This window comes from Streptacidiphilus sp. MAP12-33 (assembly GCF_041261265.1).
Taxonomy (GTDB): Bacteria; Actinomycetota; Actinomycetes; order Streptomycetales; family Streptomycetaceae; genus Streptacidiphilus.
In genome coordinates, this window is sequence record NZ_JBGCCA010000023.1 from 44,371 (window position 1) to 67,635 (window position 23,265).

The following is a 23,265-nucleotide window of genomic DNA, read 5'->3' on the forward strand; positions in this document are numbered from 1 at the left end:
ATCCGAGGGCGTGTCTCACCTAGCCTCGGCCCGGCTGCGAGAGTCTGCCCGGATCCTCGCAGCCACCCCATCGTCCGCCGCTCGCCGAGGAACTGAAGCCTTGCCAGATCAGCCCAGCGTCACCGCCCGCTACGACTCCGACCTCGGTCTCGCCCTGCTCCACACCCCGGGCAGCCTCTACGCGGTGCGGATCGGCGCGGACGGCAGCCCCCGCCACGTCCACTGGGGCCCGCCGCTCGACCCCGCCGCCCTGGCCGCGTTGCCCGACCGGGTCTCGCCCGCCCGGAGCAGCTTCGAGTCCGACGCAGCCGCCGACGAGCTCGGGATCCAGACGGGGGACCGCTTCGGCCCCGCCGGGTTGCAGGTCCGGTTCGCCGACGGCACCGTGGGCGCCCAGTGGCACTTCGAGGACGCGCGGCAGCACACCGACGCGGACGGCACCGTCGAGCTGCGGCTGCTGCTGGCCGACCGCCGCTACCCGCTCGGCGCGGTGCTGGGCTATCGCGTCCGGCCGGGCAGCGACGTCGTCGAACGCTGGGTCGAGCTGAGCCACACCGGCGACCGGGACGCGGACGCGGACCCGATCACCGTGGACCGACTCGACTCGGCCTCCTGGACGCTGCCCCGACTGCCCGACTACCGGATCAGCCACCTGGTCGGCGGCTGGAACAGCGAGTTCCAGCTCCAGCGCGACCGGCTGCCCGTCGCCGAGACGACGCTGACCAGCCGCCGAGGTCTCACCAGCCACCACGCCCACCCCTGGCTCGCCCTCGACGACGGCACCGCCACCGAGGAGAGTGGGCAGGTCTGGAGCACCGCGCTGGCCTGGAGCGGCAGTTGGCGGATCACCGTGCACCGTGACGCGGTCGGCCGCGCCACCTGGACCGGCGGCTTCGGCCACGAGGGCCTGCGCTGGAGCCTCGCCCCCGGCGAGACCCTCACCACGCCCGTCTTCACCGGCCTGTGGACCGACGGCGGCTTCGGCGGCGCCAGCCGCGCCTGGCACGCGTACGTGCGCGCCCACGTGCTGCCCGCACCCGCTCAGGACCGTCCGGTGCTCTACAACTCCTGGGAGGCGACCGGCTTCGCCGTCGACCTCGACGGCCAGCTCCGCCTGGCCGGGCTGGCGGCGGGCCTCGGCGTCGAACTGTTCGTGCTCGACGACGGGTGGTTCGGCGGCCGCCGGGACGCCACCGCCGGGCTCGGCGACTGGACCCCCTACCCCGGTGCCTTCCCCGGCGGGCTGCGCCCGCTCGCCGACGAGGTCCACCGGCTCGGCATGGAGTTCGGCCTGTGGGTGGAGCCGGAGATGGTCAACCGCGACAGCGACCTGTTCCGCGCCCACCCCGACTGGGTCGTGCACTCCCCCACCCGCGACGCCACCGAACTGCGCGACCAGCTCATGCTCGACCTCGCCCGCCCGGAGGTCGAGGCGTGGGCGCTGCGCACCCTGGACGGGCTGGTCCGCGACAACGCCGTCGACTGGCTCAAGTGGGACGCCAACCGCCCCTTCACCGAGGCCGGTCGGCCCGGGCATCCCGATCCGGACCGGCTCTGGGTCGACCACACCCGCGCGGTCCACCGCATCATGGACCGCCTGCGCGCGGACCACCCCGGCCTGCGCATCGAGGCCTGCGCGGGCGGCGGCGGGCGCGTCGACCTGGCCGTGCTCGCCCGCACCGACCAGGCCTGGACCTCCGACAACACCGACCCGGTGGACCGGATCGGCATCCAGCACGGCTTCAGCCAGCTCTACCCCGCGCAGGCCATGGCCGCGTGGGTGACCGACAGCCCGAACGGCGCCACCGTCCGGACCACGCCGCTGCGCTTCCGCTTCCACGTCGCCATGGCGGGAGCGCTGGGCCTCGGCGGGGATCTGACGCACTGGTCGGAGGCGGAGCTGAAGGAGGCCGCCGAGCTGGTCGCGCGCTACAAGGAGATCCGCCCGGTGGTGCAGCGCGGCCGCGCCCACCGGCTGAGCGGCCAGGGGGGCGTCACGGCCGTCCACCACGCGGCCGAGGACGGCGCCGAGCACGTGCTCCTCGCCTGGCGGCCCACGACCCGCTTCGGCCACGAGGCCGCCCCGCTGCCGCTGCCCGCGCTCGACGCGTCGGCGACGTACCGGGACGACGCCGGACGTGAGCACGCCGGAGCCGTCCTCGTGCACCACGGCATCGAGCTGGAGCTGCCGCGCGGCGACTACGCCAGCACCCTGATCCGCCTGCGTCGCGTCGACGCGGCCGCAGGCGCCCGCCCGCTCGAAGAGAGCTGAGAACCGAGATGACAGGACCGAGATGACCGACCGCCACGTCCTCGTCGTCGGCATCGACGGCGTCCGCCTGGACCTGCTGCCGCAGGTGGACACCCCGCACCTCGACACGATCGCCGACGCCGGGTTCCTCGCGCCGATCGAGATCGACGCCGGCACGCCCACCATGTCCGGCCCGTGCTGGACCACGATCGTCACTGGCGTCGGCGTCGCCAGGCACGGCGTGTGGGGCAACCGCTTCGACGGCAACCGGCTCGAGGTGTTCCCGGACTTCACCACCCGGCTGGCCGCCGAACGCGGCCGCCGCACCTACGCCGTCGGCGGCTGGGAGCCGCTCTTCCTCGCCCGGCAGGGCGGACCGGTCTTCCGCGCGCCGAGCCGCCTCGGCTACCTCGCCCCGCGCGCCGACACCCCCCAGGCGTGGGAGGAGTGCGACGAGGGGGTCGCCGCCGAGGCGGCCCGGGTGCTCGGCTCCGGCGAGGAGCTGCACGCCTCCTTCGTCTACCTCGGGGCCGTCGACGAGACCGCCCACTTCCTCGGCTGCGGCGCGGAGTACCGGGCGGCGATCGAGAACGCCGACCGGCGCCTGGGCCGCCTCCTCAAGGGTCTGGACGAACGCCCCGGGCGGCACGGCGAGCAGTGGACGGTCATCGTGGTGACCGATCACGGGCATCGCGACGAGGGAGGCCACGGCGGCGACAGCGACCTCGAACGCACCGCCTGGGTCGCCGCCCGCGGCCCCGGCCTCCCGGCGGGCCGCGTGCCGCGCGGGCTGCGGCACGTCGACGTGGCCGCCCAGGTCTACCTCTCCCTCGGCATCGAGTTGGACTCCCACTGGACCCTGGACGGCACCGGCTTCGCCGGAACCGCCTGACCCGGCACCGCCTGAACCCGCACCGCCTGAACCCGCACCGCCTGACCCTTCACCGCCGTCACCGAGAGGAACCACCGTGCTGGAGAACCGCGGCCTGGAGATCGCCCTGATCGCCCTCGTCGTCCTGCTCCTGTTCGGCGCCAAGCGCCTGCCCGGCACCGCCCGCGCCCTCGGCCGCTCGCTGCGCGTCCTCAAGGCCGAGGCCGCCGCCCTGCACGGCCCGGCCGAGCCCCTCAGCGCCGACGACGACGCCGCCGGCGCCGGCGACCAGGTCTGAGGCTCAGGCCCGCAGCGCCGCCGTGACCACGTCCCTCGCCTCCTGCTGGACCTGGGCGAGGTGGTCCGGGCCGAGGAAGGACTCGGCGTAGATCTTGTAGACGTCCTCGGTGCCCGAAGGGCGGGCCGCGAACCAGGCGTGGGCGGTGGTGACCTTGATGCCGCCGACAGGCGCGCCGTTGCCGGGCGCCTCGGTGAGGACGGCGGTGATCCGCTCCCCCGCCAGGCTGTCGGCGGTGACCTGGGCCGGGGACAGTTTCGCCAGCAGCGCCTTCTGCTCGCGGGTGGCGGGCGCGTCAACGCGGGCGTAGGCGGGGTCGCCGAAGCGGGCGGTCAGGTCCGCGTAGCGCTGGGAGGGCGTCCGCCCGGTGACGGCGGTGATCTCGGCGGCGAGCAGGGCCAGCAGGATGCCGTCCTTGTCCGTCGTCCAGACCGAGCCGTCGCGGCGCAGGAAGGACGCGCCGGCGGACTCCTCGCCGCCGAAGCCGAGCCCGCCGTCGACCAGCCCGTCGACGAACCACTTGAAGCCGACCGGCACTTCGACCAGCTCGCGGCCGAGGTCGGCGGCGACGCGGTCGATCATCCCGGAGGAGACCAGCGTCTTGCCGACGCGCGCCTGCGCGGGCCAGTCGGCGCGGTGGGTGAAGAGGTAGTCGATGGCGGTGGCGAGGTAGTGGTTGGGGTTCATCAGCCCGGCGTCCGGGGTGACCACGCCGTGCCGGTCGGCGTCCGCGTCGTTGCCGGTCGCGATGGTGAAGCGGTCGCGCTGCGCGATCAGCGAGGCCATGGCGTGCGGCGAGGAGCAGTCCATGCGGATCCTGCCGTCCCAGTCCAGCGTCATGAAGCGCCAGGTGGGATCGGTGAGCGGGTTGACGACGGTCAGGTCGAGCCGGTGCTGTTCGGCGATGCGGCCCCAGTAGGCGACGGAGGCGCCGCCCAGCGGGTCGGCGCCGATACGCACCCCGGCCGCGCGGACCGCGTCGAGGTCCAGCACGCTCGGCAGGTCGGCGACGTAGGCGCCGAGGAAGTCGTGGCGACCGGTACCGGGCGCGGTCAGGGCCCGCGCGTAGGGGATGCGGCGGACGTCCTTCATGCCGCCCGCGATGATCTCGTTGGCGCGGTCCTGGATCCACGCGGTGGCGTCGGAACCGGCCGGGCCGCCGCTGGGCGGGTTGTACTTGAACCCGCCGTCGGCGGGCGGGTTGTGGGAGGGGGTGACCACCACGCCGTCGGCCAGGCCGGTGGTGCGGCCGCGGTTGTGGGTGAGGATCGCGTGGGAGACCGCCGGGGTCGGGGTGTAGCCGTCCTCGCTGTCGAGCAGCACGGTCACGCCGTTGGCGGCGAACACCTCCAGCGCGGTGACCCTGGCCGGCTCGGAGAGCGCGTGGGTGTCGGCGCCGAGGAAGAGCGGACCGTCCGTGCCCTGGGCCTCGCGGTACTCGCAGATGGCCTGACTGGTGGCGGCGATGTGGTCCTCGTTGAACGCGGCCGCGAGCGAGGAGCCGCGGTGGCCCGAGGTGCCGAAAGCGACGCGCTGCGCCGGATCGGCCGGATCGGGGTGCAGGGCGTAGTAGGCCGTCACCAGGCGGGCGACGTCGACGAGGTCCTCCGGGCGGGCCGGCAGGCCGGCGCGTGCGTTCAGCATTAGGTCACTCCTGGTCGAGCCACAGGCGGGAGGCCAGCAGTTCGGCGACGAGGGTCTCCGACAGCAGGCGGACGTCGTCGTCCGTGTCTCCTGTGTACCGCAACGCGTACGCGGCGCCGGGGACCTCGCCGCCGACGGCGACGACGGTCGAGCCACGCTGCCCGACCCAGTCCATCATCTCGTCCTCCCAGGGCGAACCGGCGAGCAGCAGGAGGCGGTAGTCGGTCGTCTTGGTGAGGTAGACGTCGACGTGGGACCAGTCGCCGGTCTCACAGGCGTAGGCCTGGCGACGCGGGCCCTCGCGCAGCATCAGCGCGGACTGCTGCGCGGAGGAGAACCGGTGCGCGGGCGCGGCGACGTGCGTACCCTGCGGGCCGTCGAGCAGTCGGCGCACCTGCGGCAGCCAGACGTCCGCGCGCTCGGCCAGGTCCCGGGTCGCGGCGGCGGCCGCGTGCACCAGCGCCGGCAGACCCCGACCGTTCGAGACGTGGTCGAGGCCGAGCAGGTGCCGCTCCAGGGCCAGCAGTTGCACCAGCGTGTGCTGGTAGGACCGGCAGGCCACGCCGCCCGCCTCGACTCCCGCGCGCAGGTCCACCACCAGCGGGATCGACGCGGCCAGCGGCGACTGCGGCTTGTTGGTCAGCAGCACCAGGGGCGCGCGGTCGCGGTAGTGCTCGATCGCGGCCCGGGTCTCCCGCGAACCGCCGCCGGCGGAGACCGCCACGACCACGTCTCCCTCGCGGACGGCGGGCGGCAGGCCGCTGCTGGCCGGCACGCTCACCGCGTCCAGTCCGCGCGCCAGGAGCCGCGCCGCGCAGACCCCGGCGGCGTAGGCGGAGGAGCCCATCGCGGTGAACACGACGCGGCGGACGTCGCCCGGCAGCACCCGCCAAGGGTCGTCCTGCGCCAAGTGGTCGGCCAGGGCCGTCAGGTGGATGGACTTCGACGCGAGGTCGGCGGCGAAGAGGGAGGGGTCCACGATCAGTTCTCCGGAAGCAGGTCGGCGAGGGACAGGTCGGGCACGTAGACCCAGTGCGGGAGATGACGCACGGCGTAGAGGTACTCGCGCACCTCCTGCGCCAGGCGCAGCGGCACCGCCAGCCGCTCGTCGAGGAGGTCGCCCGCGCCCGACGCGGCCAGGGTGGCGCGGTAGGCGTCCAGGAAGGCGCGCTGTGCGGCGGCGATCCACGCCCGGACCGGCGCCGGGTCGACCTCCGGTGTGCGGAAGAGGACGACGCGTCCGACGTGGTCGAGGCTCGCCGCCATGCCGACCACGTCGAGGGCGGCGGGCTGCCGGGCGGCGCGCTGCTCGGCCGGGAGGACCGGGTTGCCGTCGAAGTCGACGACGGCGTAGCGCTCCTGGGCCCGCAGGTGGTGTCCGACCTTCGAACTGTGCCCAACCCTCAAGACCTGACCGACGTGGAAGTCACCGTGCACGTCGATCAGCGGTGTCCCGGCGAGGGCGCCGTCGGCCAACTCCGCGTAGGCGTCGGCGATCCGCGGCGCCCACGCCGCGAGGCGCGCGCCTTCGGCACCGGGGACGAGGGCCACCGCCTCGTCGAGCTCGGCCCGCATCCGGTCGCCCCAGGCGGCGACCGCCGCCGCGGACGCGGGGGTGCGGCCGCAGGTGGCGAGGGCTGCGTGCATCCGGGCGGTGAGTTCGCCGAGCCGCTGTGCGGGGGCCAGCGCCCCGTCCAGGGAGAGCTCGCCGCGGGCGAGGCGGCGGACGTCGTCCACGGCCCACTCCCAGCCGTCCTCGGCGCCCGGCAGGTACGCGACGACGCTCGCCAGCAGCACCGGCCTCTCCTCGTCGTTCGCGAGGGTGAGCAGTCCCCGGGGTTCGGGCATGTCCGCGAAGCCGGCGCGGGCCAGCGCGGCGATCCGCTGCGCCGCCGGGCTGCCCGGCTCGCCCTCGGCGGGCAGCCGGACCGCCCACTTGACCACGGCGCGCTCGCCGACGATGACGCTCTCGTTGGTCTGGTCGACGGTGATGCCGCGCTCCCCTTCGAGGCGCTCCCGTTCACCGAAGACCTCGGCCACGAACCGCCCACCGGGGTCGATGCCGCCCCGGGCGAACGCCCTCACCAGGCGCTCGGCCGTGCCGTCGCCCGGCCGGGAGCGACGAAGACGCGCGCCGGCGTCGCCGTCCCTGACCAGCGGGACGGTCCAGCGGGCCGTGTCGGCCGAGCGGACGACGGCCACCGCGTGGCCCTCGCCGAGGTCGAGCAGCCCGTCCAGGGCGAGCGGGCCGGGCACGTCGACCTCGGCTCGCCGCTCCCCCGAAGGCAGCACCAGGGCGGGGTCCGCGGCCGCGACCAGCGCGGACCAGGTCGGGAGCGTCACGCGTGCGATGCTTCCACGTCCGAGGCGTCCGGGGCGTGTATGACGTCCGCGTGCGTGCGGCCCACCTGCTCGATCACGTCGGCCGCCCGGCGCAGGCCCTCGCGGCCTCGGACGGCGTCGCCGACCTCGACGGCTCGCTCGCGCACCGCCGGGTCCAGGACGTGGGCGAGCGCGGCAGCCATGTCCTCGTCGGTGAAGGCGTAGGTGGACAGGCGGTAGCCGAAGCCGGTCTCGTGCATGCGCTGGGCGTTGTCGTGCTGGTCCCAGAAGAGCGGCAGCACGACCATCGGCTTGCCGAAGTGCAGGCACTCGGTGGTGGTGTTGTTGCCGCCGTGCGTGATGACCGCGTCGACCTGCGGGATCAGGGTGGTCTGCGGCAGGAACTCGGCGCCGACCATGTTGGCGGCCAGTTCGTACTCCGCGTGCTGCGGGCCCTTGCTGACGATGTAGCGGTGCGGGGTCCGGCCGAGCACCTCCACGAGGTGCTTCATCAGATCGACGTCGGCGCTGCCCAGGGAGCCGAGCGAGAGGTAGATCAGCGCGCTGCCCTCGGGGCGGTCGGCGACCTCGGCGGGCAGCTCGTAGACGGCGTCGGTCTCGCGGACGCTGGAGTCGATCCGATGCCAGGTGGGGCCGAGCGGGCGCGCGTCGGTGTAGTCGGCCTCCTGCGGGAAGACGTAGAGGTTGGCGTGCCGGCTCTCGTGGATGAACTCCAGGTCGGGCAGCGGCGGCACGCCCTGCCCGACGACCCAGGCGTTGAACTCCTCCCAGGTGGCGCGGTGGGTGCGGTCGTACTCCGCGCGGAACGACCCCCAGGCACTGCGGTCGTCGGCGGGCAGGCCGGAGTAGGCGGGCGCCACGCCGGGGCCGGAGACCTCCAGCGGGTTGCAGGAGACGATCCGCACGAAGGGGGCCCCGGTGCCCAGCAGCGCGGGGAAGGCGATGACGTTGTCCTCGACGATCACGTCCGGCCGGGTGCGCTCGAGGATGGCACGCAGCTGCGGCTCGCAGTAGCGGGCGCCGTCGATCAGCGCCTGCCAGGTGGGCTGCATGAAGGTGGCCAGCTGGTCGACGGTCGGCTTGCGGAACTCCGGAGCGGTCTCGCGGATGAAGTCCTTCCAGAACTGGCCCGCGTCCTGCTCGGCCTGCTGGCCTGCCTGCTCCTCGGCGGGCGGGGCGAGGTCGACGAGGTCCTCCTCGAAGCCGAGCGCCGTCAGCTTGCCCCTCCAGGACGCCTCGGCGGCGAAGACGACGCGGTGGCCTCGCCGGCGCAGCACGTCCCCGACGCCTATGCACTGGTTCGTCGGCCCGTAGGCGGACTCGGGCATGAAGAGGACGGTGAGCGGACGAGCGTTCATGGTCGCTCCAAGGGGTCCAAGGGGTGAGCGTCAAGGGGAAGGGTCAAGGGCGCTGTGCTGTCAGCGCTGGACCGGCAGGGCGTGCCCGGTGGCGAGGCGTGCGTAGTCGAGGATCAGGCGGCCGGCGACGGCGTGATCGATGGCGGGGTGACGCGCCATCATGCGGTAGCCGTAGGCGTCCTCGAGGGCGACCAGGTTGCGGCCGATCGTGAGCGAGGAGCCGTGCAGGGTGAAGACCCCCTGCGCCGCTCCGATCTCCAGGATGACCTGGTACATCGAGACCTGACGGTCGTACAGGGCCGTGAGCAGCGCCGCGTACACGGTGTTCCGGCCCGCGGCTCCGCCGAGCTCGCACAGCAGGCGGACGTCCTCGTCGTCGCTGTCCACGGGCAGGCCGCTCATGACCGTGACGACCAGCTTGCGAGCCGGGTCGGCGACGCCCTCGGCCGCCTTCTGGCGGTGGTCGTAGAACCGCTCCATTCCGGCCCGGTGGGCCTCCAGCAGCAGCTCCCGCAGGTCGGGATAGTGGTAGAGAACGGCTCCCGACGTCAATCCCGCTTCTTCGGCCACCTGGTTGAGCCGGACCGCGCTGCCGTGCTCCAGCATGGCGCGGCGTGCCGCGTCCACCAGATCGGCCTTCCGCTCGGTGCGTCGGCGCTTCGAACGGGACACTTCCATCACCCTGCCTCCTCACTGGTCGCTGCACCGTACCGGCGGGTGGCCGCCCGGGGAAGGGTCTGTTCTGAAGCCGGATTCAAAGCTCACGGAAAACTCCGGATACTCCCTGATCCTGGCGGCCCCGGGCTCTTGTCCGAACTGAAGCCGAATGCAAAACTCCTCCCCACACCTCGGCACCCGCTTCCGGCACGGGAGGACCAGACATGACGGACGGTCTGCACATCGACGGGCTGTTCATCGACGGAGAGGGCCGCCCCGGCGGCGGCGGCGTGCGGACGCTGCGGGACCCCGCGACCGGCGAGGCCGTCGCGGAGATCACCGAGGCCACCCCGGCCGAGGTCGCCACCGCCGTCACGTCCGCACGGTCGGCCGCCGCGTCGTGGGCGGACCGCACGGCGGGCGAGCGGGCACGGGTGCTGCTGCGCCTCGCCGACCTGGTCGAGGAGCACGCCGAGGAGCTGACCGAGCTGGAGGTCCGCGAGTCCGGCAAGCCGTGGGCGACCTTCCGCGACGGCGAACTGCCGTTCGCCACCGACAACCTGCGCTTCTTCGCCGGCTCGGCGCGCTCGCTGGAGGGCACCGGAGCGGGCGTGCTCAGCAAGGGCTACACCTCGATGCTGGTGCGCCGCCCGATCGGCGTGGTCGGCAGCATCGCACCGTGGAACTTCCCGCTCGTCATGGCGATCTGGAAGCTCGGCCCGGCGCTCGCGGCGGGCAACACCGTGGTCCTCAAGCCCGCGCCGACGACGCCGGGTTCGACCGTCCGGCTGGCACGGCTGGCCCTGGAGGCGGGCCTGCCGGCGGGCGCGCTCAACGTCGTGACCGGCGGCGCGGACGTCGGCAGCGCGCTGGTCACCGACCCCGGCACCGACATGGTCTCGGTGACCGGCTCCACCGGCACCGGCCGCGCGATCATGACTGCGGCGGCGCAGAGCGTCAAGCGCGTCCACCTCGAACTCGGCGGCAAGGCGCCGGCCCTGGTCTTCCCGGACGCGGACGTCGCGGCCGCCGCGCACGCGATCGCCATGGGCGCGACCTACAACACGGGCCAGGACTGCACCGCCGCCACCCGCGTCTACGTCCACCGCTCCCGCTACGCCGACATGGTGGACCAACTGCGCGCGACCATGGCCGGCATCCGCGTCGGCGCGCCGCGCGACCCGGCGACCGACATCGGCCCGCTCGTCTCGCTCGACCAGCGCGACCGCGTCCACGGCTTCGTGGAGCGCGCCCGCAAGGCGGGCGCCCGCACCGTCGTCGGCGGCGAACTCCCGGACGGGCCCGGCGCCTACTACCACCCGACGCTCGTCGTCGACGCCCGGCAGGACAGCGAGATCGTCCAGGGCGAGGTCTTCGGACCGGTCCTCGTCGTGCTGCCCTTCGACGACGAGGACGAGGCCGTCGCCCTGGCCAACGACAGCCGCTACGGCCTCGCCTCGTCGGTCTGGACCAACGACGTCGGGCGCTCCCTGCGCGTCGGCCACCGCCTGGACGTGGGCGTGACCTGGGTCAACGACCACCTGCCGATCGCCTCGGAGGCGCCGCACGGCGGCGTCAAGGGGAGCGGCTTCGGCAAGGACATGAGCCACGAGGCGATCCTGGAGTACACGGTCACCCGCCACTTCATGATCAAGCACGCGGCGTCGGCGACCGACCACGCGTCCTTCCGCCCGGCCTGACCGCACCTGTGGTCTGCTGGAACAGTGGACCAGGACGTGGAACTCCTGAGGTGGCGCGTCGAGCAACCGCTCGGCGCCGCGCGCGCCCGGACGTGCGGGCATCTCGAACCGGCCCCCGCGCCGGCCGCGCGCACGGCAGGGTGTGGGGCGTGCCTGCGCTCCGGGGGCAGCTGGGTCAACCTGCTCCTGTGCACCTCGTGCGGGGAGGTCGGCTGCTGCGACAGCTCACCGGGACGACACGCGCACGGCCACGCGGAGCGGACCGGCCACCCGGTGGCCCGGACGCTCAAGGCGGGCGAGGTCTGGGGCTGGTGCTACGTGGACGAGGTCTTCCTGGTCCCCGCCCACTGACGCGCCGGCGCGCTCACCGCGCCGCGTGGCCCGCCGCGTGGACGCCGCCCAGGTTCTGCTCCAGTCGGCCCAGCGTCTGGGTCAGCGCCTCCGGACTGACCCCCTACAGCCGGCGCTGGAGCGCACCGAAGCGCTGCGGACCCTCCTCCAGCGCGCCGACGGCCGGCGCGGACCACTTGGTGGCCAGCAGGTCGGGCAGGGCCCGGCACGGGCACTGCTCGGCGTAGACGTCGTGGTGCGCGTGCTCGCCGGCGGGGGTGAACCCGGTGGACCGGAAGACCCGTCAGTCGGTGCCCTGGTACCGGCTCGCCAGCTTCGGGCTCTGGCCGCCGAAGGCGGCCAGGTCGGCCCGGAAGACGGCGTCCAGCAGGCCCGGGTCCTCGACGCCCGGGGCGATCACGGTCTCGCCGAGCGCGATGCCGGCCAGGGCGGCGGTGACCACGTCGTCGGCGCTCATCCGGGGCACGGCGCTCAGGTCCAGCCCCTGGACGGTGTGGAAGTTGGTGGCGACGACACCGGGGCAGACCACGTGCGCGTGCACGCCGGTGCCGTCCAGCTCGGCGGCCAGGGTCTGGGTCATGGCCACCAGGTGGGCCAGGGTGCCGGCGTAGACGGCGCGGCGCGGCATGAGGCTCGGGTCGGCCGGGCCGCTGAAGGCGATCATCCCGGCGACGTTGACGATCGTGCCCTGCCCGCGCCGCTGCATGCCGCCCACGGCCGCGCGCATGAGCAGGGTGGGGGCCAGCACCTTGACGTTGACGACCTCGCTGGCCTTGTCGGCGGGCAGGTCGGCCAGCGGCATGTAGTGGGAGACCCCGGCGTTGTTCACCAGCATGTCCAGCGGCTCGGCGGCGACGGCGTCGGCGACGGCGTCGATCCCCTCGGGGGTGGACAGGTCGGCGGCCAGGACGCGGACCTCGACGTGCGGGTGGGCGGCGGCGAACTCGTCCAGCTTCGTCTTCGTGCGGCCGACGACGATCAGGTCGTGGCCGTCGGCGGCCAGGCGTTCGGCGTAGGCCAGGCCGATGCCGGAGGTGGCTCCGGTGACCAGGGCGAGGCTGTCGCTGCTCATCAGGGGTTTCCTCGTCTCGTTACGTCTCGTCGTGTCTCGGGGAGGCGGACTCCCCTGTCCCCACCATGCGGACACACCACGAGGTCAGCGAGAGGACCCGTCTTCCTGGGACTGCGGGTACCAGGCAGCGGGCCGCCCCCGGTTCCCGGCTACGCCGGCCTGGTGGAGAGGATGCGGGCGTCGGTGGCCGCGCGCTTGACCGCGTCGCAGGCGCGTCTGGCGTCGTCCTCGGTGTCGAATCCGGTCTCCTCGGCGACGATCCGCCCGTCGGCGGCCTTGAGGTGCCAGCGCCACTCGTTGTCCTCGCCCTGCCACACCTCGAAGTGCGGGGTTCCGGTGCTCATCGCGCTCCCTTCGTGCCGGGTCGCGGCGGCCCGTGGGGCCATCATCCGATCGTGTCGTGCGCCGTGCATCCCGAATCACTTCGCGGCAGCGCCGTCAGGCCCTGCCGTGCGTGGTCAGGCGGGCGACGCCCAGGACGATCAGCGAGCCCAGGACCGACCACAGCAGCCCGCTGGTGTGGAAGCTGTGGGACCAGTGGTGCAGCTGGATCTCGTCGCCCAGGAACCCTCCGACGAACGAGCCGACGACGCCGAGAACCACCGTCCCGAGCAGGCCGATGGGGTCGCGTCCGGGCAGCAGCAGCCGGGCCAGCGCCCCGGCGACCAGCCCGATGATCAGCAGATAGATGATGTAAGTCGCCATGCCGCGCGCCTACCCGCGCACGGCGTCCCCATGCGCGACAGGCATGGCGGCGCACGCCGCGCCGAGCCGGAGGGGCGGGATTAACCTGGGGTCAGGGCGCCGGGAAGGCCGGCCGGCAGCCGAGCCGGGAGCGCCCGAGGGCGCTGCCCTCGTTCCCGCCGGAGATCCCGATGCCGCGCACCTCCCACTCCCGCAGCAGGGCCCGCGCGGCCGACTGGCGGCGTGAGAGCCGGCGCACCAACCTCTGGCTCGTGCCCGTCCTGGAGTCGCTGGGAGCCGCCGGCCTGTTCGCTCTCACGCTCGCCGTGGACCGGGCCGCCTACAACGGCAGCGTCCAGCTGCCCAGCTGGGTCCTCAGCGGCAGCGCCGACGGGGCCCGGCAGGTGCTGACCACGATCGCGGCAGCCGTCATCACCGTCGTCGGCCTCGTCTTCTCGATCACCATCGTGGCGCTCACCCTGGCGTCCACGCAGTTCGGGCCGCGGATGCTGCGCAACTTCATCCGCGACCGCGGCACCCAGCTGACCCTCGGAACCTTCGTCGCCACCTTCCTGTACGCCGTGCTGGTCCTGGTCTCCATCAGTTCCGGGCCGCACGGCGACTTCGTGCCGCACCTCTCCATCACCACCACCCTCGGGCTCACCCTGGTGGACCTGGCGACACTGATCTACTTCATCAACCACATCGCCCGCTCGATCCAGCTGCCGCAGGTCGTGGCCTCCATCGCGCACGACCTGGCGGACGCCATCGAGGACCAGAGCGCCCTGGGCACCGAGGCACCGGACGGGAGCGAGCAGGGGCCGTCGCCCACCGAACTGCTCGAGCGCCTGCGGACCGAGGGTGCCGTCATCACCACCTCCGCCAGCGGCTACCTCCAGTACCTGCGCCACGACCGGCTGGTCCGCATCGCCCAGGACGCCGACGCCGTGATCCACATCCCCTTCCGGCCGGGCCACTTCCTGGTCCAGGGCCACCCCCTCGCCTACGTGTGGCCCCCGCAGGCCGCCGCGCACGTCACCGCGACGCTGCGCCGGGGCCACGTCACCGGCCCTTACCGGACCCTGACCCAGGACGTGTCGTTCGGCTTCGACCAGCTCGTCGAGATCGGGCTGCGCGCCCTGTCCGCGGCCATCAACGACACCTTCACCGCGATCACCTGTATCGACTGGCTCGGCGACTGCCTGTGCCGGATCAGCACCACGTGGCAGCCCCAGCACGTCCACCGGGACCGTCACGGACGCGTCCGCGTCATCGCCCACCAGCCCGACTACGACCGACTGGTGCGGCGCTCGTTCGAGAAGATCCGGCAGGCGTCGGTGGGCATGCCCGCCGTGATGATCCGCCAGCTCGACGCGCTGGACAAGATCATGCGCCAGACCCACGCCCCCGAGCGCCGCGCGCTGCTCATGGAACAGGCCGACCTGGTCCTGCGCACCTGCGAGGCCACCGTCCCCGAACCCTCCGACCGCGCCGACGTCGAACGCAGCCACCGGGCCGTCCGCGCCGGCTACGACCAGTCACCGGGCAGGGTGTAGCGCCAGCCCGCGCGCCACGGGGGCGGAGAGGCGAGCACGTCCTCCAGACGGGCGCCGGCCAGCAGGCAGTCGAGTGACCAGCGGTTGGCGGAGTGGGCGATCAGGAGGACGCGGGAGCCGTCCCGTTCGGCGAGCAGATCCCGCAGGAACGACGCGGTGGCATCGAGGACCTCGCGGTAGCGCTGGCCGCCGGGGAAGGGGTCCGTGAGGCGTCGCGCGCGCTGGGCCGCGATCACGGCGGCCGGCGCGCCGTTGAGCTCCCCGTAGTCGCACTCGCGCAGACGGCGGTCCCGGTGGATCACGGGCCGGCCGTCAGGGAAGGCGATCTGGGCCGTCTGCACGGCACGGTGCAGGTCCGAGGTGAACACGGCCGCGAAGCCGTCGCCGCGACGGCGCTCCCCCAACTCGGCGGCCTGGCGCCGTCCGCGGGGCGAGAGCCGTCCCGGCAGCCAACCCGTGGCGATCCCGGCCTCGTTGTCGACGGTGGTCGAGTGGGTCTCGTAGACGATCTCGACGGCCATCGCGGGCCCCCTACGCGATGCGCTGGAGCGAGGCCTGGGTGATCTCGCCGTACTGGACGGTGTAGGAGCCGCTGTAGTCCGCCGTCGACCCGTCGGTGTGGACGGCGTGCAGGTGGACGTCGACCGTGTCGCCGCTGACGGCGTCGATGGTGACGGTGTCGTTGACCGTGTCCGAGAAGCCCGAGGCGAAGGAGCCGTAGGAGCCGCCGAGGTTCTTGCCGCCCAGGTTCCATGCGGTGCCGTAGTCGTGGGCGTTGATCGCGCTGTAGTAGGCGGTGACCACGGACGCGGGATCGGTGGCCGCAGGCGGCGTCGGTGTGGGGGTCGGGGTCGGGGTGACGGTCGGCGACGCGGGCGCGGTGGGCGTCGGGGTCGGGGTGGGCGTGAGGGTCGCCGACGGTGGGGCGCCGCCGCCTCCCGCAGGTGTCGTGGAGGTGCCCGCTCCGACGGTGCTGACAGCACCGGCCCGGGTGCCCGGGTGGGGCCCGGCCGTCAGCACGGCGGCCGCGGCCACGCCGCCCACCAGCGCGGCGCCGACGGCCGCCGCGGCGACGAACAGCCAGGTCCGCCGTCCGCGCCCGGAACGCCCTGCCTGCGGCGGTGCCTGGGGCGCCGTCGGGTACACGGGCACGAACGGCACCGTGGCGCCCGTCCCCGCCGCGCCCGGCGCGCCCGGCGGCGGAGACTGAGGGAACGGGACGGTCAGCGGCGTCGGCGCGACCAGCGGGGAGATGACGGTCGGCGTGCGCGGTGTCCGGCCCTGCGCCACCTCCTCCAGCAGTGCCAGGGCCTCGTCGCCGGTGGCGCGCTGCTCCGGGTCCTTGCGCAGCAGGACGTCGAGGATCGGCGCCAGCGGCCCGGCGTGGGCGGCCTGCGGCAGCGGGTCACTGATCACCGCCTGCAGCGTGCCGATCGTGGTCGCGCGCAGAAAGGGCGACTGCCCCTCGACCGCGGCGTACAGGGTCGCTCCCAGGGCCCAGAGGTCCGACTCGGGGCCGGTGCGGTGGCCGGTGAGCCGCTCGGGGGCGAGGTAGTCGGGCGAGCCGACGATCTCCCCGGTCCTGGTCAGGCCCCCGCCTCCGGCGAACTGGGCGATGCCGAAGTCGGTGAGCACCACCCGGCCGCGGCGCTCGATCAGCACGTTCGCGGGTTTGACGTCACGGTGCAGAACGCCGTACCGGTGCGCCTGCACGAGCGCGGACGCGACCTGCGCACCCACCCGTGCGGCGTCGCGCGGCAGGAGCGTCCCCTCCATGGTGATGATCTCGGCGAGCGACCGGCCGTCGACCAGCTCCATCACGATCCACGGCCTGCCCTCGTGCTCGACCACGTCGTGGATCGTGATCACGCCCGGATGGTCGATCCGCGCCGCCGCCCTGGCCTCCTGCTGCATCCGGGCGTAGAGGACGCCCGTGTCCTCCTCGCCCACGCCGACGACGTTGAGCTCCTTGACCGCGACCTCCCGGTCGAGCACCTGGTCGTGGGCCCGCCAGACGACACCCATGCCGCCGCGGCCGAGCCGCTCGCCCAACAGGTAACGTCCCACGAGCCATCGTTCCTGGCCCGCTCTGGAGGGGTCGTCGGTCATGACACCTGCCCTTCAGCCGTACTGCCGTGCCACCGCCCTGCGGTTCCGCTGCGCCGAATCCTGCCCAGCGACCGGGCGGCCAAGCCTGGTCACCTCCACAACCCTTGCCCAAAACGGCAGTTGGCGACCGGCATCGTTCCCGTATGCGTTCGGTGCTCGGACGTGCGCACGACACGGGTGAGCCGGGGGCAGCCGCCGCCCGGAGTGCGTACCGGCGGGCCCTCTCGTAGCCTCGCCTGGTGAGCGCCCCGCCCGCCGGGCGGGCGACGGCGAGGAGGAGTCGACGATGGAGGGGACCGCCCAGATCGGGGTCACCGGGCTCGCGGTGATGGGCCGCAACCTGGCGCGCAACTTCGCCCGCCACGGCTACACCGTGGCCGTGCACAACCGCACCGCCGCCCGCACCCGGGCGCTGGTGGAGGAGTTCGGCCACGAGGGCGCGTTCGTCCCGGCGGAGACCCTGGAGGAGTTCGTCGGCGCGCTCGAACGCCCCCGCCGCCTGATGATCATGGTGAAGGCGGGGGAGCCCACCGACGCCGTCATCGAGGAGTTCGCCCCGCTGCTCGAGCGGGGCGACATGATCATCGACGGCGGCAACGCCCACTTCGCCGACACCCGCCGCCGGGAGAAGGCGCTGCGCGAGCGTGGCATCCACTTCGTCGGCACCGGGGTCTCCGGCGGCGAGGAAGGGGCCCTGCACGGGCCCTCCGTCATGCCCGGCGGCTCGGCCGAGTCCTACGCCGTGCTCGGCCCCATCCTGGAGACGATCAGCGCCCACGTCGACGGCGACCCCTGCTGCACCCACATCGGCACCGACGGCGCCGGGCACTTCGTCAAGATGGTCCACAACGGCATCGAGTACGCCGACATGCAGCTCATCGCCGAGGCCTACCACCTGCTGCGCGACGTGGCCGGCCACGCCCCGGCGGACATCGCGGAGATCTTCCGGCGCTGGAACGAGGGCCGCCTCGACTCCTACCTCATCGAGATCACGGCCGAGATCCTCGCCCACGTGGACGCCGCGACGGGCCTGCCCTTCGTGGACATCGTGAAGGACGCGGCCGAGCAGAAGGGCACCGGACGCTGGACCGTGCAGACCGCCCTCGACCTCGGCTCCCCCGTCACGGCCATCGCCCAGGCGACGTTCGCCCGGGTGGCGTCCAGCCGGGCCGCCCTGCGCGCCGCCTACCGGCCCCTGCCGGGCGGCGACGCCCGACAGCCGCTCTCCCCCGCCGAGGCCGAGGCCTTCACCCGCCAGGTGGAGCAGGCCCTGTACGCCTCCAAGGTGATCGCCTACGACCAGGGCTGGACCATGATCCGCGACGGCGCCGCCGAGTACGGCTGGGACATCGACCTCGGCGCGGTCGCGAGGATCTGGCGGGGCGGCTGCATCATCCGGGCCGCCTTCCTGGACCGCATCCGCGCCGCCCACGCGGCCGATCCGGAGCTGGTCAGCCTGCTCGCCGAGCCCGGCTTCGCCGCGGAGATCACCGAGGCGCAGTCCTCCTGGCGCCAGGTCGTCGCCACGGCGGCGCTGCGCGGCGTTCCGGCCCCCGCCTTCTCCGCCGCTCTCGCCTTCTACGACACCCTGCGTGCGGCACGCCTGCCCGCGGCGCTGATCCAGGGCCAACGCGACTTCTTCGGTGCCCACACCTACCAGCGCACCGACCGCCCCGGCACCTTCCACACCCACTGGGCCGACCCCGGCCGCCCGGAGACCCAGTCCTGACGGTCCGGTGCTGACGTTCCCGGGTCTCACGTTCCCCGGCCTGACGTCTTACGTCCGGCCCGGGTGAGGGTCACACTCGTAGCCATGTCCGACTCAAGTGAACGTCCCCACTCGAGATCCGGCTCATCCGTCACCGCGGCCGAGGCCGCGCCCCAGGAACCGCGCCTGCGCCGCAGTCTGAACGTCTGGCAGGCGGTCGGCCTGTCCATGGCGTTGATGGCACCCAGCATGGCGGTCAACATCAACCCGCAGGCCGCCGAGCCGAGCGTCGGACGGGCCGTGCCGCTCGCCTTCCTGATCGCCGCCGTCGGCGTGCTGCTGGCGGCCTACGTCTTCGTCCGGCTGTGCCAGTACTACCACCACTCCGGCTCCGTCTACGCCTTCGTCGGCGCCACGCTCGGCCCGCGCTGCGGTGTCGTGGCCGGGTGGGGGCTGATCGGCACCTACCTCTTCTACGGGGTCACCACCTCCTCCGTGGTCGGCATCTTCGGCACCTCCTTCCTCCAGCGGACCGGCGCGTGGCCGCATCCGCCCGTGGACGCCCCGTTCGTCCTCACCGGCTGCGTGTTGGTCCTGGCCTGGTGGCTGACCGTCGCCTCGGTCCGGCGTGGCACGAACGTGCTGCTGACCGTCGAGGGCGCGACCGTGGCGCTGATCCTCGCCATCAGCGCCGTCGTCCTGGTCCGGCTGGTGGCCGGGAACGCCCCGGAGGGGCACCGGTTCACCCTGTCCGTCTTCACCGTGGCGCCGGGCACCGCGCCGTCCGCGCTCTTCCTGGGCGTGGTCTTCGGGTTCCTCTCCTTCGCCGGCTTCGAGGCCGCCTCCACCCTCGGCGAGGAGGCGAACGAGCCACGCCGCGACATCCCCCGCGCGATCCTCGGCACCACGCTCTTCGGGGGCGTGTTCTTCGTGGTCGTGACCGGGATCGAGATGATGGGGTTCGGCGCGGACACGGCCGGGGTGAACGCGTTCGGCGGTTCCCCCTCCCTGATCGGCGACCTCGGCGGGGCCTATCTGAGCCCGTGGGTGGGCGACGCGGTCACCCTTGGCGCGACGGTCAGCGCCTTCGGCTGCTGCCTGGCCTGCACGGTCGGCTCGGCCCGCCTGCTCTTCGCCCTGGGCCGCGACAGCCTCGGCGACCGGGGGCCGGGGCGGATCTCCCGCGCCGGCACCCCGGCCTGGGCGGCGACGGCGGTCTCCCTGACCATGGCACTCGTGCTGGGCGTCTGCGTGGTGGCGTTCTCCGCGGTCCCGGAGGACACCTTCGTCTGGGGCGGCACCATCGGCACCCTGATCCTGCTGGTCGCGTACGTGCTGACCACACTGGGCGCGATCCGCCTGGTCTTCGTCCAACGCCGGATGCGGGTGCCGATGTGGCAGGTCCTCATCCCGCTCGGCGCGCTGGGCCTGCTCGGTTACACCGTCTACCGCAACGTCATCCCCTATCCGTCCTCGGGCCCGGGCCACTGGTTCCCGATCGTCGCGGGCGGCTGGCTGGCGGCCGCCGTCGTCCTGGTCTGCGCCGCCCCGTCCACCGCCCGCCGCGTGGGCCGACGCCTCACCGAGGCCGAGGGCCTGCGCGGGGACGGCCCGGCGCCGACCGCGGATCCGGCGGTGCCCGGCGACACGACCTGAAGGTGCACGACGGCGGCGCGGGCCGTCTACTGGGCCGGGGGATGTCACCGCGAAAGGCTCAGCTATGTCCACGTATCGCGTCGCGCAGGTCACCGCACCGGGTGGCCGGTTCGAGATCGCCGAGCGCGAGGTGCCCGCACCCGGCCCGGGCCGGGTGCGGATCGCGGTGGAGGCCTGCGGGGTCTGCCACAGCGACTCGTACTTCGTCCAGGCCGGGCTCCCCGGCGTCACCTTCCCGCTGGTGCCGGGTCACGAGATCGCCGGCCGGATCACCGAACTGGGCGAAGCCACCCCGAACGTCTGGGCGGTGGGCGACCGTGTCGCGGTGGGCTGGTTCGGCGGCAGCTGCGGCTACTGCACCCCGTGCCGCCAGGGCGACTTCATCGTCTGCCAGAACCTCGAGGTCCCCGGCTGGGCCTACGACGGCGGCTTCGCCGAAGAGGCGATCGTGCCCTTCGACGCCCTCGCCCGCATCCCCGACGCGCTCACCCCCACCGAGGCCGCGCCCCTGGGCTGCGCCGGGGTCACCACCTTCAACGGGCTCCGCCGCAGCGGCGCGCGGCCCGGCGACCGCGTCGCCGTCCTCGGGCTCGGCGGCCTCGGCCATCTGGGTGTGCAGTACGCCGCGGCCATGGGCTTCGAGACGGTCGCCATCGCCCGCGGCGCCGACAAGGAGGGCTTCGCCCGGCAGCTCGGCGCCCACCACTACGTGGACAGCACCGGCGGCACGTCCGTCGCCGAGGCCCTGCAGGCCCTGGGCGGCATGAAAGTCGTGCTGGCCACGGCCGCGAACTCCGAGGCCATCACCGCCGCCGTCGACGGCCTCGGTCCGCGCGGCGAGGTGGTCGTCGTCGGGGTCGACACCGCACCGTTGGGCGTCGCGCCGACCCAGCTGGTCATGTCCGCGAAGTCGGTGCACGGCCACCCCTCCGGCACCGCGCAGGACGTCGAGGACACCATGGCCTTCAGCGCCCTGCACGCGATCCGCCCCATGGTCGAGACGCTCCCTCTCGACCGGGCGGCTGAAGCCTACGAGAAGATGCTCAGCGGCTCGGCCCGCTTCCGCATGGTCCTCACCAACGGCTGACGGCACGCGCGCGGTCAGGGCCCGTCGGTCAGGGGGATCCGAGCCAGGTCAGGGCGGCGACGGTGAGGGCCTCGACGCCGGTGGTCAACGTGGGTTCGACGACCGGGGCGAAGAACGGGGAGTGGTTGCCGGGCAGTTCGTCGAGGCGGCCCTCCTGGAGGGCGGCCAGCGTGGGCCCGGTGTCCAGGCCGCCCCAGAACCAGAAGACCGTCGGCACGCCGAGCGCGGTGCCGAACACACCCACGTCCTCGCTCGCGTTCACCTGGGGCATCGTCTGGACGCGCGCGGCGCCGAAGTGAGCGGTGAAGGCGGCGATCGTGGTCGAGGTCGCCTCCGGGTCGCTCACCAGCGCGGGCAGCGATCCCGACCAGACGAGGTCCGGCTCGGCCACGGCGGCCGACGCCGCGGACTCGGCCCGGGCCAGGCGCTCGATCGCGGAGCGGACCAGCTCACGCGTCTGCGGCGTGTAGGTGCGGATGTTGACGCCGAGTTCGGCGCGGTCGGGAATGATGTTGTCCTTCGTCCCGGCCTGGAGCCGCCCGACGGTGACCACGGCGGACTCCGCCGGAGGCACCTCGCGGGCGACGATCCCCTGGAGGCGGGTGACCAGGTGCGCGGCCATCAGCACGGGGTCGACGGTCGACTCGGGCCGCGATCCGTGTCCGCCCCGGCCATGCAGGGTGATGTCGAGGGAGTCGGCGGCCGCCATCACCGGGCCGGTGCCGTAACCGACGAACCCGGCCGGCAGCGGCGCGACGTGCTGGCCGAGCACGATGTCCGGCCGCGCGAAACGCTCGAACATGCCGTCGTCGACCATCCCGCGCGCGCCGACGCCGAGTTCCTCTGCGGGCTGGAAGACGACCAGCAGCGTGCCGCGCCACCGGTCGCGCGACCGCGCCAGCAGGGTCGCGGCGCCGACGAGACAGGCCGCGTGCATGTCGTGCCCGCACGCGTGCATCACGGGCACCTCCCGGCCGTCCTGGTCGGTGGCGCGGACCCGGCTCGCGTAGGGCAGCCCGGTCTGCTCCTCGACCGGCAGGGCGTCGATGTCGGCGCGGAGCATCACCACCGGTCCCTCGCCGTTGCGCAGCACGCCCACGACGCCGGTCACCCCCACCTGCTCGGTCACCTCCTCGTATCCGGCCTCGCGCAGGCGCCGGGCGAGCAGCGCGGCCGTGCGGGTCTCGCGCAGGGAGAGCTCGGGGTGCTGGTGCAGGTGCCGGTAGAGCCCGGCCAGTTGCTCGCGGATCTCCGGCAGACCGCCGAGTACGGCGTCCCTCACGGTCGCCGCCTCAGAACCGCTGGGCCTTCGCCACCACGGGCGACAGGGTGAGCGAGATGTCCTTGGTGCTGAACGCGACGGGGGTGGTGGTGGCACCGGCCGCGAGGTCCCGGGTGCCGACGACGTCCGTGTCCACGACGTGCCCCGCCGAGTCCACGAAGTCGATCTGCACGGCGTAGGAGGCCGTGGAGCCGCTGCGGTTGGTGATGGTGACCAGGGCCCCGTGCAGTCCGCCCGTCTGCGTCTTGGGGATGCCCGCAGCGCTCACCTCGGCGACGGCGTTGCCACGGCCGGAGGCCTTGGCGACCTCGGCACGGTACAGGGCAGCGTTCGCCGTGGACTGCGCGGCCGCCGAGGAGGCGAAGGCGGAGGCACGGGCCTCGTTCGCGGCCGAGGCGGAGGCGGCCGCGGCCGCTCCCGCCGACGCGAGGGACGCGAGCGAGGAGGGACCCACCCCGGAGGCACCGGTCGCCGGGCCGGGGGTCGGGGTGCTGAGCGTGGTCCCCGAGAAGTTGTTGCTCGTCGAGGAGGAACTGCAGGCGCTGACGAGCGTCACGGCACCCACCAGCGCCAGGGGCAGAGCGAACAGGCGAATGCTGCGCATCGGTCGGACCTCACGATCGTGGCCGGTCAGGACG

21 protein-coding genes are annotated in these 23,265 nt (G+C 73.7%); 9 read left to right on the top strand and 12 right to left on the bottom strand.

Features of this window, described 5'->3' with window-relative positions; genetic code table 11:
- Positions 1 to 100 precede the first annotated feature (100 nt).
- The 3 genes from ABH931_RS22570 (at position 101) to ABH931_RS22580 (ending at position 3,420) form a co-directional block, all read left to right on the top strand.
- On the top strand, positions 101 to 2,272 hold the full coding sequence (locus tag ABH931_RS22570; protein WP_370116120.1) for an alpha-galactosidase: 2,172 nt from the start codon (positions 101 to 103) through the stop codon (positions 2,270 to 2,272).
- A gap of 22 nt (positions 2,273 to 2,294) precedes the next feature.
- Positions 2,295 to 3,143 carry an alkaline phosphatase family protein gene (locus tag ABH931_RS22575; RefSeq protein ID WP_370116121.1) on the top strand — a complete coding sequence of 283 codons (849 nt, stop codon included), beginning with the start codon at positions 2,295 to 2,297 and terminating at the stop codon, positions 3,141 to 3,143.
- 76 nt (positions 3,144 to 3,219) lie between these two features.
- Positions 3,220 to 3,420, top strand: coding sequence for a twin-arginine translocase TatA/TatE family subunit (locus tag ABH931_RS22580; RefSeq protein ID WP_370116123.1), 201 nt, complete (start codon positions 3,220 to 3,222; stop codon positions 3,418 to 3,420).
- A gap of 3 nt (positions 3,421 to 3,423) precedes the next feature.
- On the opposite strand, the gene pgm is transcribed toward ABH931_RS22580, so the two are convergent.
- The 5 genes from pgm to ABH931_RS22605 are packed head-to-tail and all read right to left on the bottom strand — an operon-like array spanning position 3,424 to position 9,443.
- Positions 3,424 to 5,064: a phosphoglucomutase (alpha-D-glucose-1,6-bisphosphate-dependent) gene (pgm, locus tag ABH931_RS22585; RefSeq protein ID WP_370116125.1), complete on the bottom strand. Its 1,641-nt coding sequence runs from the start codon at positions 5,062 to 5,064 to the stop codon at positions 3,424 to 3,426.
- A 4-nt stretch (positions 5,065 to 5,068) separates the two neighbouring features.
- Entirely contained in the window at positions 5,069 to 6,043 is a 975-nt protein-coding gene (locus ABH931_RS22590; protein ID WP_370116127.1) for an SIS domain-containing protein, read from the bottom strand.
- A 2-nt stretch (positions 6,044 to 6,045) separates the two neighbouring features.
- The gene (locus tag ABH931_RS22595; RefSeq protein WP_370116128.1) at positions 6,046 to 7,407 is read right to left on the bottom strand and encodes a hypothetical protein; all 1,362 of its coding nucleotides are present in this window, start codon (positions 7,405 to 7,407) and stop codon (positions 6,046 to 6,048) included.
- Entirely contained in the window at positions 7,404 to 8,765 is a 1,362-nt protein-coding gene (locus ABH931_RS22600; RefSeq protein WP_370116130.1) for a glycosyltransferase, read from the bottom strand. The genes ABH931_RS22595 and ABH931_RS22600 overlap by 4 nt, the downstream gene beginning before the upstream one ends.
- Before the next feature lie 60 nt (positions 8,766 to 8,825).
- Positions 8,826 to 9,443: a TetR/AcrR family transcriptional regulator gene (locus tag ABH931_RS22605; RefSeq protein ID WP_370116132.1), complete on the bottom strand. Its 618-nt coding sequence runs from the start codon at positions 9,441 to 9,443 to the stop codon at positions 8,826 to 8,828.
- Positions 9,444 to 9,646: 203 nt separating this feature from the next.
- On the opposite strand from ABH931_RS22605, the gene ABH931_RS22610 reads away from it, so the two are divergent.
- Complete coding sequence (locus tag ABH931_RS22610) at positions 9,647 to 11,122, top strand: aminobutyraldehyde dehydrogenase (RefSeq protein ID WP_370116134.1); 1,476 nt, start codon at positions 9,647 to 9,649, stop codon at positions 11,120 to 11,122.
- Positions 11,123 to 11,158: 36 nt separating this feature from the next.
- Positions 11,159 to 11,473, top strand: coding sequence for a UBP-type zinc finger domain-containing protein (locus ABH931_RS22615; protein WP_370116135.1), 315 nt, complete (start codon positions 11,159 to 11,161; stop codon positions 11,471 to 11,473).
- A 283-nt stretch (positions 11,474 to 11,756) separates the two neighbouring features.
- Here the strand turns inward: ABH931_RS22615 and ABH931_RS22620 are convergent, their stop codons facing one another.
- The 3 genes from ABH931_RS22620 to ABH931_RS22630 form a co-directional block, all read right to left on the bottom strand.
- Positions 11,757 to 12,545, bottom strand: coding sequence for an SDR family NAD(P)-dependent oxidoreductase (locus ABH931_RS22620; RefSeq protein ID WP_370116137.1), 789 nt, complete (start codon positions 12,543 to 12,545; stop codon positions 11,757 to 11,759).
- A 149-nt stretch (positions 12,546 to 12,694) separates the two neighbouring features.
- Complete coding sequence (locus ABH931_RS22625; protein WP_370116139.1) at positions 12,695 to 12,889, bottom strand: YegP family protein; 195 nt, start codon at positions 12,887 to 12,889, stop codon at positions 12,695 to 12,697.
- Positions 12,890 to 12,983: 94 nt separating this feature from the next.
- Positions 12,984 to 13,250 (bottom strand): GlsB/YeaQ/YmgE family stress response membrane protein, encoded by a 267-nt coding sequence (locus tag ABH931_RS22630; RefSeq protein WP_370116141.1) that lies wholly within the window; start codon positions 13,248 to 13,250, stop codon positions 12,984 to 12,986.
- 170 nt (positions 13,251 to 13,420) lie between these two features.
- Between ABH931_RS22630 and ABH931_RS22635 the strand changes: the two genes are divergently transcribed.
- The gene (locus tag ABH931_RS22635) at positions 13,421 to 14,785 is read left to right on the top strand and encodes a DUF2254 domain-containing protein (protein WP_370116143.1); all 1,365 of its coding nucleotides are present in this window, start codon (positions 13,421 to 13,423) and stop codon (positions 14,783 to 14,785) included.
- Here ABH931_RS22635 and ABH931_RS22640 read toward each other — a convergent pair.
- Positions 14,758 to 15,306 (bottom strand): histidine phosphatase family protein, encoded by a 549-nt coding sequence (locus ABH931_RS22640; protein WP_370116145.1) that lies wholly within the window; start codon positions 15,304 to 15,306, stop codon positions 14,758 to 14,760. The two genes, ABH931_RS22635 and ABH931_RS22640, sit on opposite strands and share 28 nt — an antisense overlap.
- Before the next feature lie 10 nt (positions 15,307 to 15,316).
- On the bottom strand, positions 15,317 to 16,852 hold the full coding sequence (locus ABH931_RS22645; RefSeq protein ID WP_370116147.1) for a serine/threonine-protein kinase: 1,536 nt from the start codon (positions 16,850 to 16,852) through the stop codon (positions 15,317 to 15,319).
- A gap of 328 nt (positions 16,853 to 17,180) precedes the next feature.
- Here ABH931_RS22645 and gndA point away from each other — a divergent pair, with 328 nt between their 5' ends.
- From gndA to ABH931_RS22660, 3 genes are all read left to right on the top strand, one after another.
- Positions 17,181 to 18,623, top strand: coding sequence for an NADP-dependent phosphogluconate dehydrogenase (gene gndA, locus ABH931_RS22650; protein ID WP_370116149.1), 1,443 nt, complete (start codon positions 17,181 to 17,183; stop codon positions 18,621 to 18,623).
- 84 nt (positions 18,624 to 18,707) lie between these two features.
- Positions 18,708 to 20,258: an APC family permease gene (locus ABH931_RS22655; protein WP_370116150.1), complete on the top strand. Its 1,551-nt coding sequence runs from the start codon at positions 18,708 to 18,710 to the stop codon at positions 20,256 to 20,258.
- Positions 20,259 to 20,322: 64 nt separating this feature from the next.
- On the top strand, positions 20,323 to 21,345 hold the full coding sequence (locus ABH931_RS22660) for an alcohol dehydrogenase (RefSeq protein WP_370116152.1): 1,023 nt from the start codon (positions 20,323 to 20,325) through the stop codon (positions 21,343 to 21,345).
- Between the two features lie 28 nt (positions 21,346 to 21,373).
- Here ABH931_RS22660 and ABH931_RS22665 read toward each other — a convergent pair whose 3' ends face one another.
- Both ABH931_RS22665 and ABH931_RS22670 read right to left on the bottom strand, forming a co-directional pair.
- Entirely contained in the window at positions 21,374 to 22,627 is a 1,254-nt protein-coding gene (locus ABH931_RS22665) for an amidohydrolase (protein WP_370116154.1), read from the bottom strand.
- A 10-nt stretch (positions 22,628 to 22,637) separates the two neighbouring features.
- Positions 22,638 to 23,231, bottom strand: coding sequence for a hypothetical protein (locus tag ABH931_RS22670; RefSeq protein WP_370116156.1), 594 nt, complete (start codon positions 23,229 to 23,231; stop codon positions 22,638 to 22,640).
- Positions 23,232 to 23,265 lie beyond the last annotated feature (34 nt).

Excerpts from the sequence above, each read along its gene's own strand:
- ABH931_RS22630 (WP_370116141.1), bottom strand. The coding sequence starts at position 13,250 with ATGGCGACTTACATCATCTATCTGCTGATCATCGGGCTGGTCGCCGGG.
- ABH931_RS22655 (WP_370116150.1), top strand. The coding sequence starts at position 18,708 with ATGTCCGACTCAAGTGAACGTCCCCACTCGAGATCCGGCTCATCCGTC.
- ABH931_RS22670 (WP_370116156.1), bottom strand. The coding sequence starts at position 23,231 with ATGCGCAGCATTCGCCTGTTCGCTCTGCCCCTGGCGCTGGTGGGTGCC.
- ABH931_RS22620 (WP_370116137.1), bottom strand. The coding sequence starts at position 12,545 with ATGAGCAGCGACAGCCTCGCCCTGGTCACCGGAGCCACCTCCGGCATC.
- gndA (WP_370116149.1), top strand. The coding sequence starts at position 17,181 with ATGGAGGGGACCGCCCAGATCGGGGTCACCGGGCTCGCGGTGATGGGC.
- ABH931_RS22575 (WP_370116121.1), top strand. The coding sequence starts at position 2,295 with ATGACCGACCGCCACGTCCTCGTCGTCGGCATCGACGGCGTCCGCCTG.
- ABH931_RS22660 (WP_370116152.1), top strand. The coding sequence starts at position 20,323 with ATGTCCACGTATCGCGTCGCGCAGGTCACCGCACCGGGTGGCCGGTTC.
- pgm (WP_370116125.1), bottom strand. The coding sequence starts at position 5,064 with ATGCTGAACGCACGCGCCGGCCTGCCGGCCCGCCCGGAGGACCTCGTC.
- ABH931_RS22635 (WP_370116143.1), top strand. The coding sequence starts at position 13,421 with ATGCCGCGCACCTCCCACTCCCGCAGCAGGGCCCGCGCGGCCGACTGG.
- ABH931_RS22600 (WP_370116130.1), bottom strand. The coding sequence starts at position 8,765 with ATGAACGCTCGTCCGCTCACCGTCCTCTTCATGCCCGAGTCCGCCTAC.
- ABH931_RS22605 (WP_370116132.1), bottom strand. The coding sequence starts at position 9,443 with ATGGAAGTGTCCCGTTCGAAGCGCCGACGCACCGAGCGGAAGGCCGAT.
- ABH931_RS22610 (WP_370116134.1), top strand. The coding sequence starts at position 9,647 with ATGACGGACGGTCTGCACATCGACGGGCTGTTCATCGACGGAGAGGGC.
- ABH931_RS22625 (WP_370116139.1), bottom strand. The coding sequence starts at position 12,889 with ATGAGCACCGGAACCCCGCACTTCGAGGTGTGGCAGGGCGAGGACAAC.
- ABH931_RS22640 (WP_370116145.1), bottom strand. The coding sequence starts at position 15,306 with ATGGCCGTCGAGATCGTCTACGAGACCCACTCGACCACCGTCGACAAC.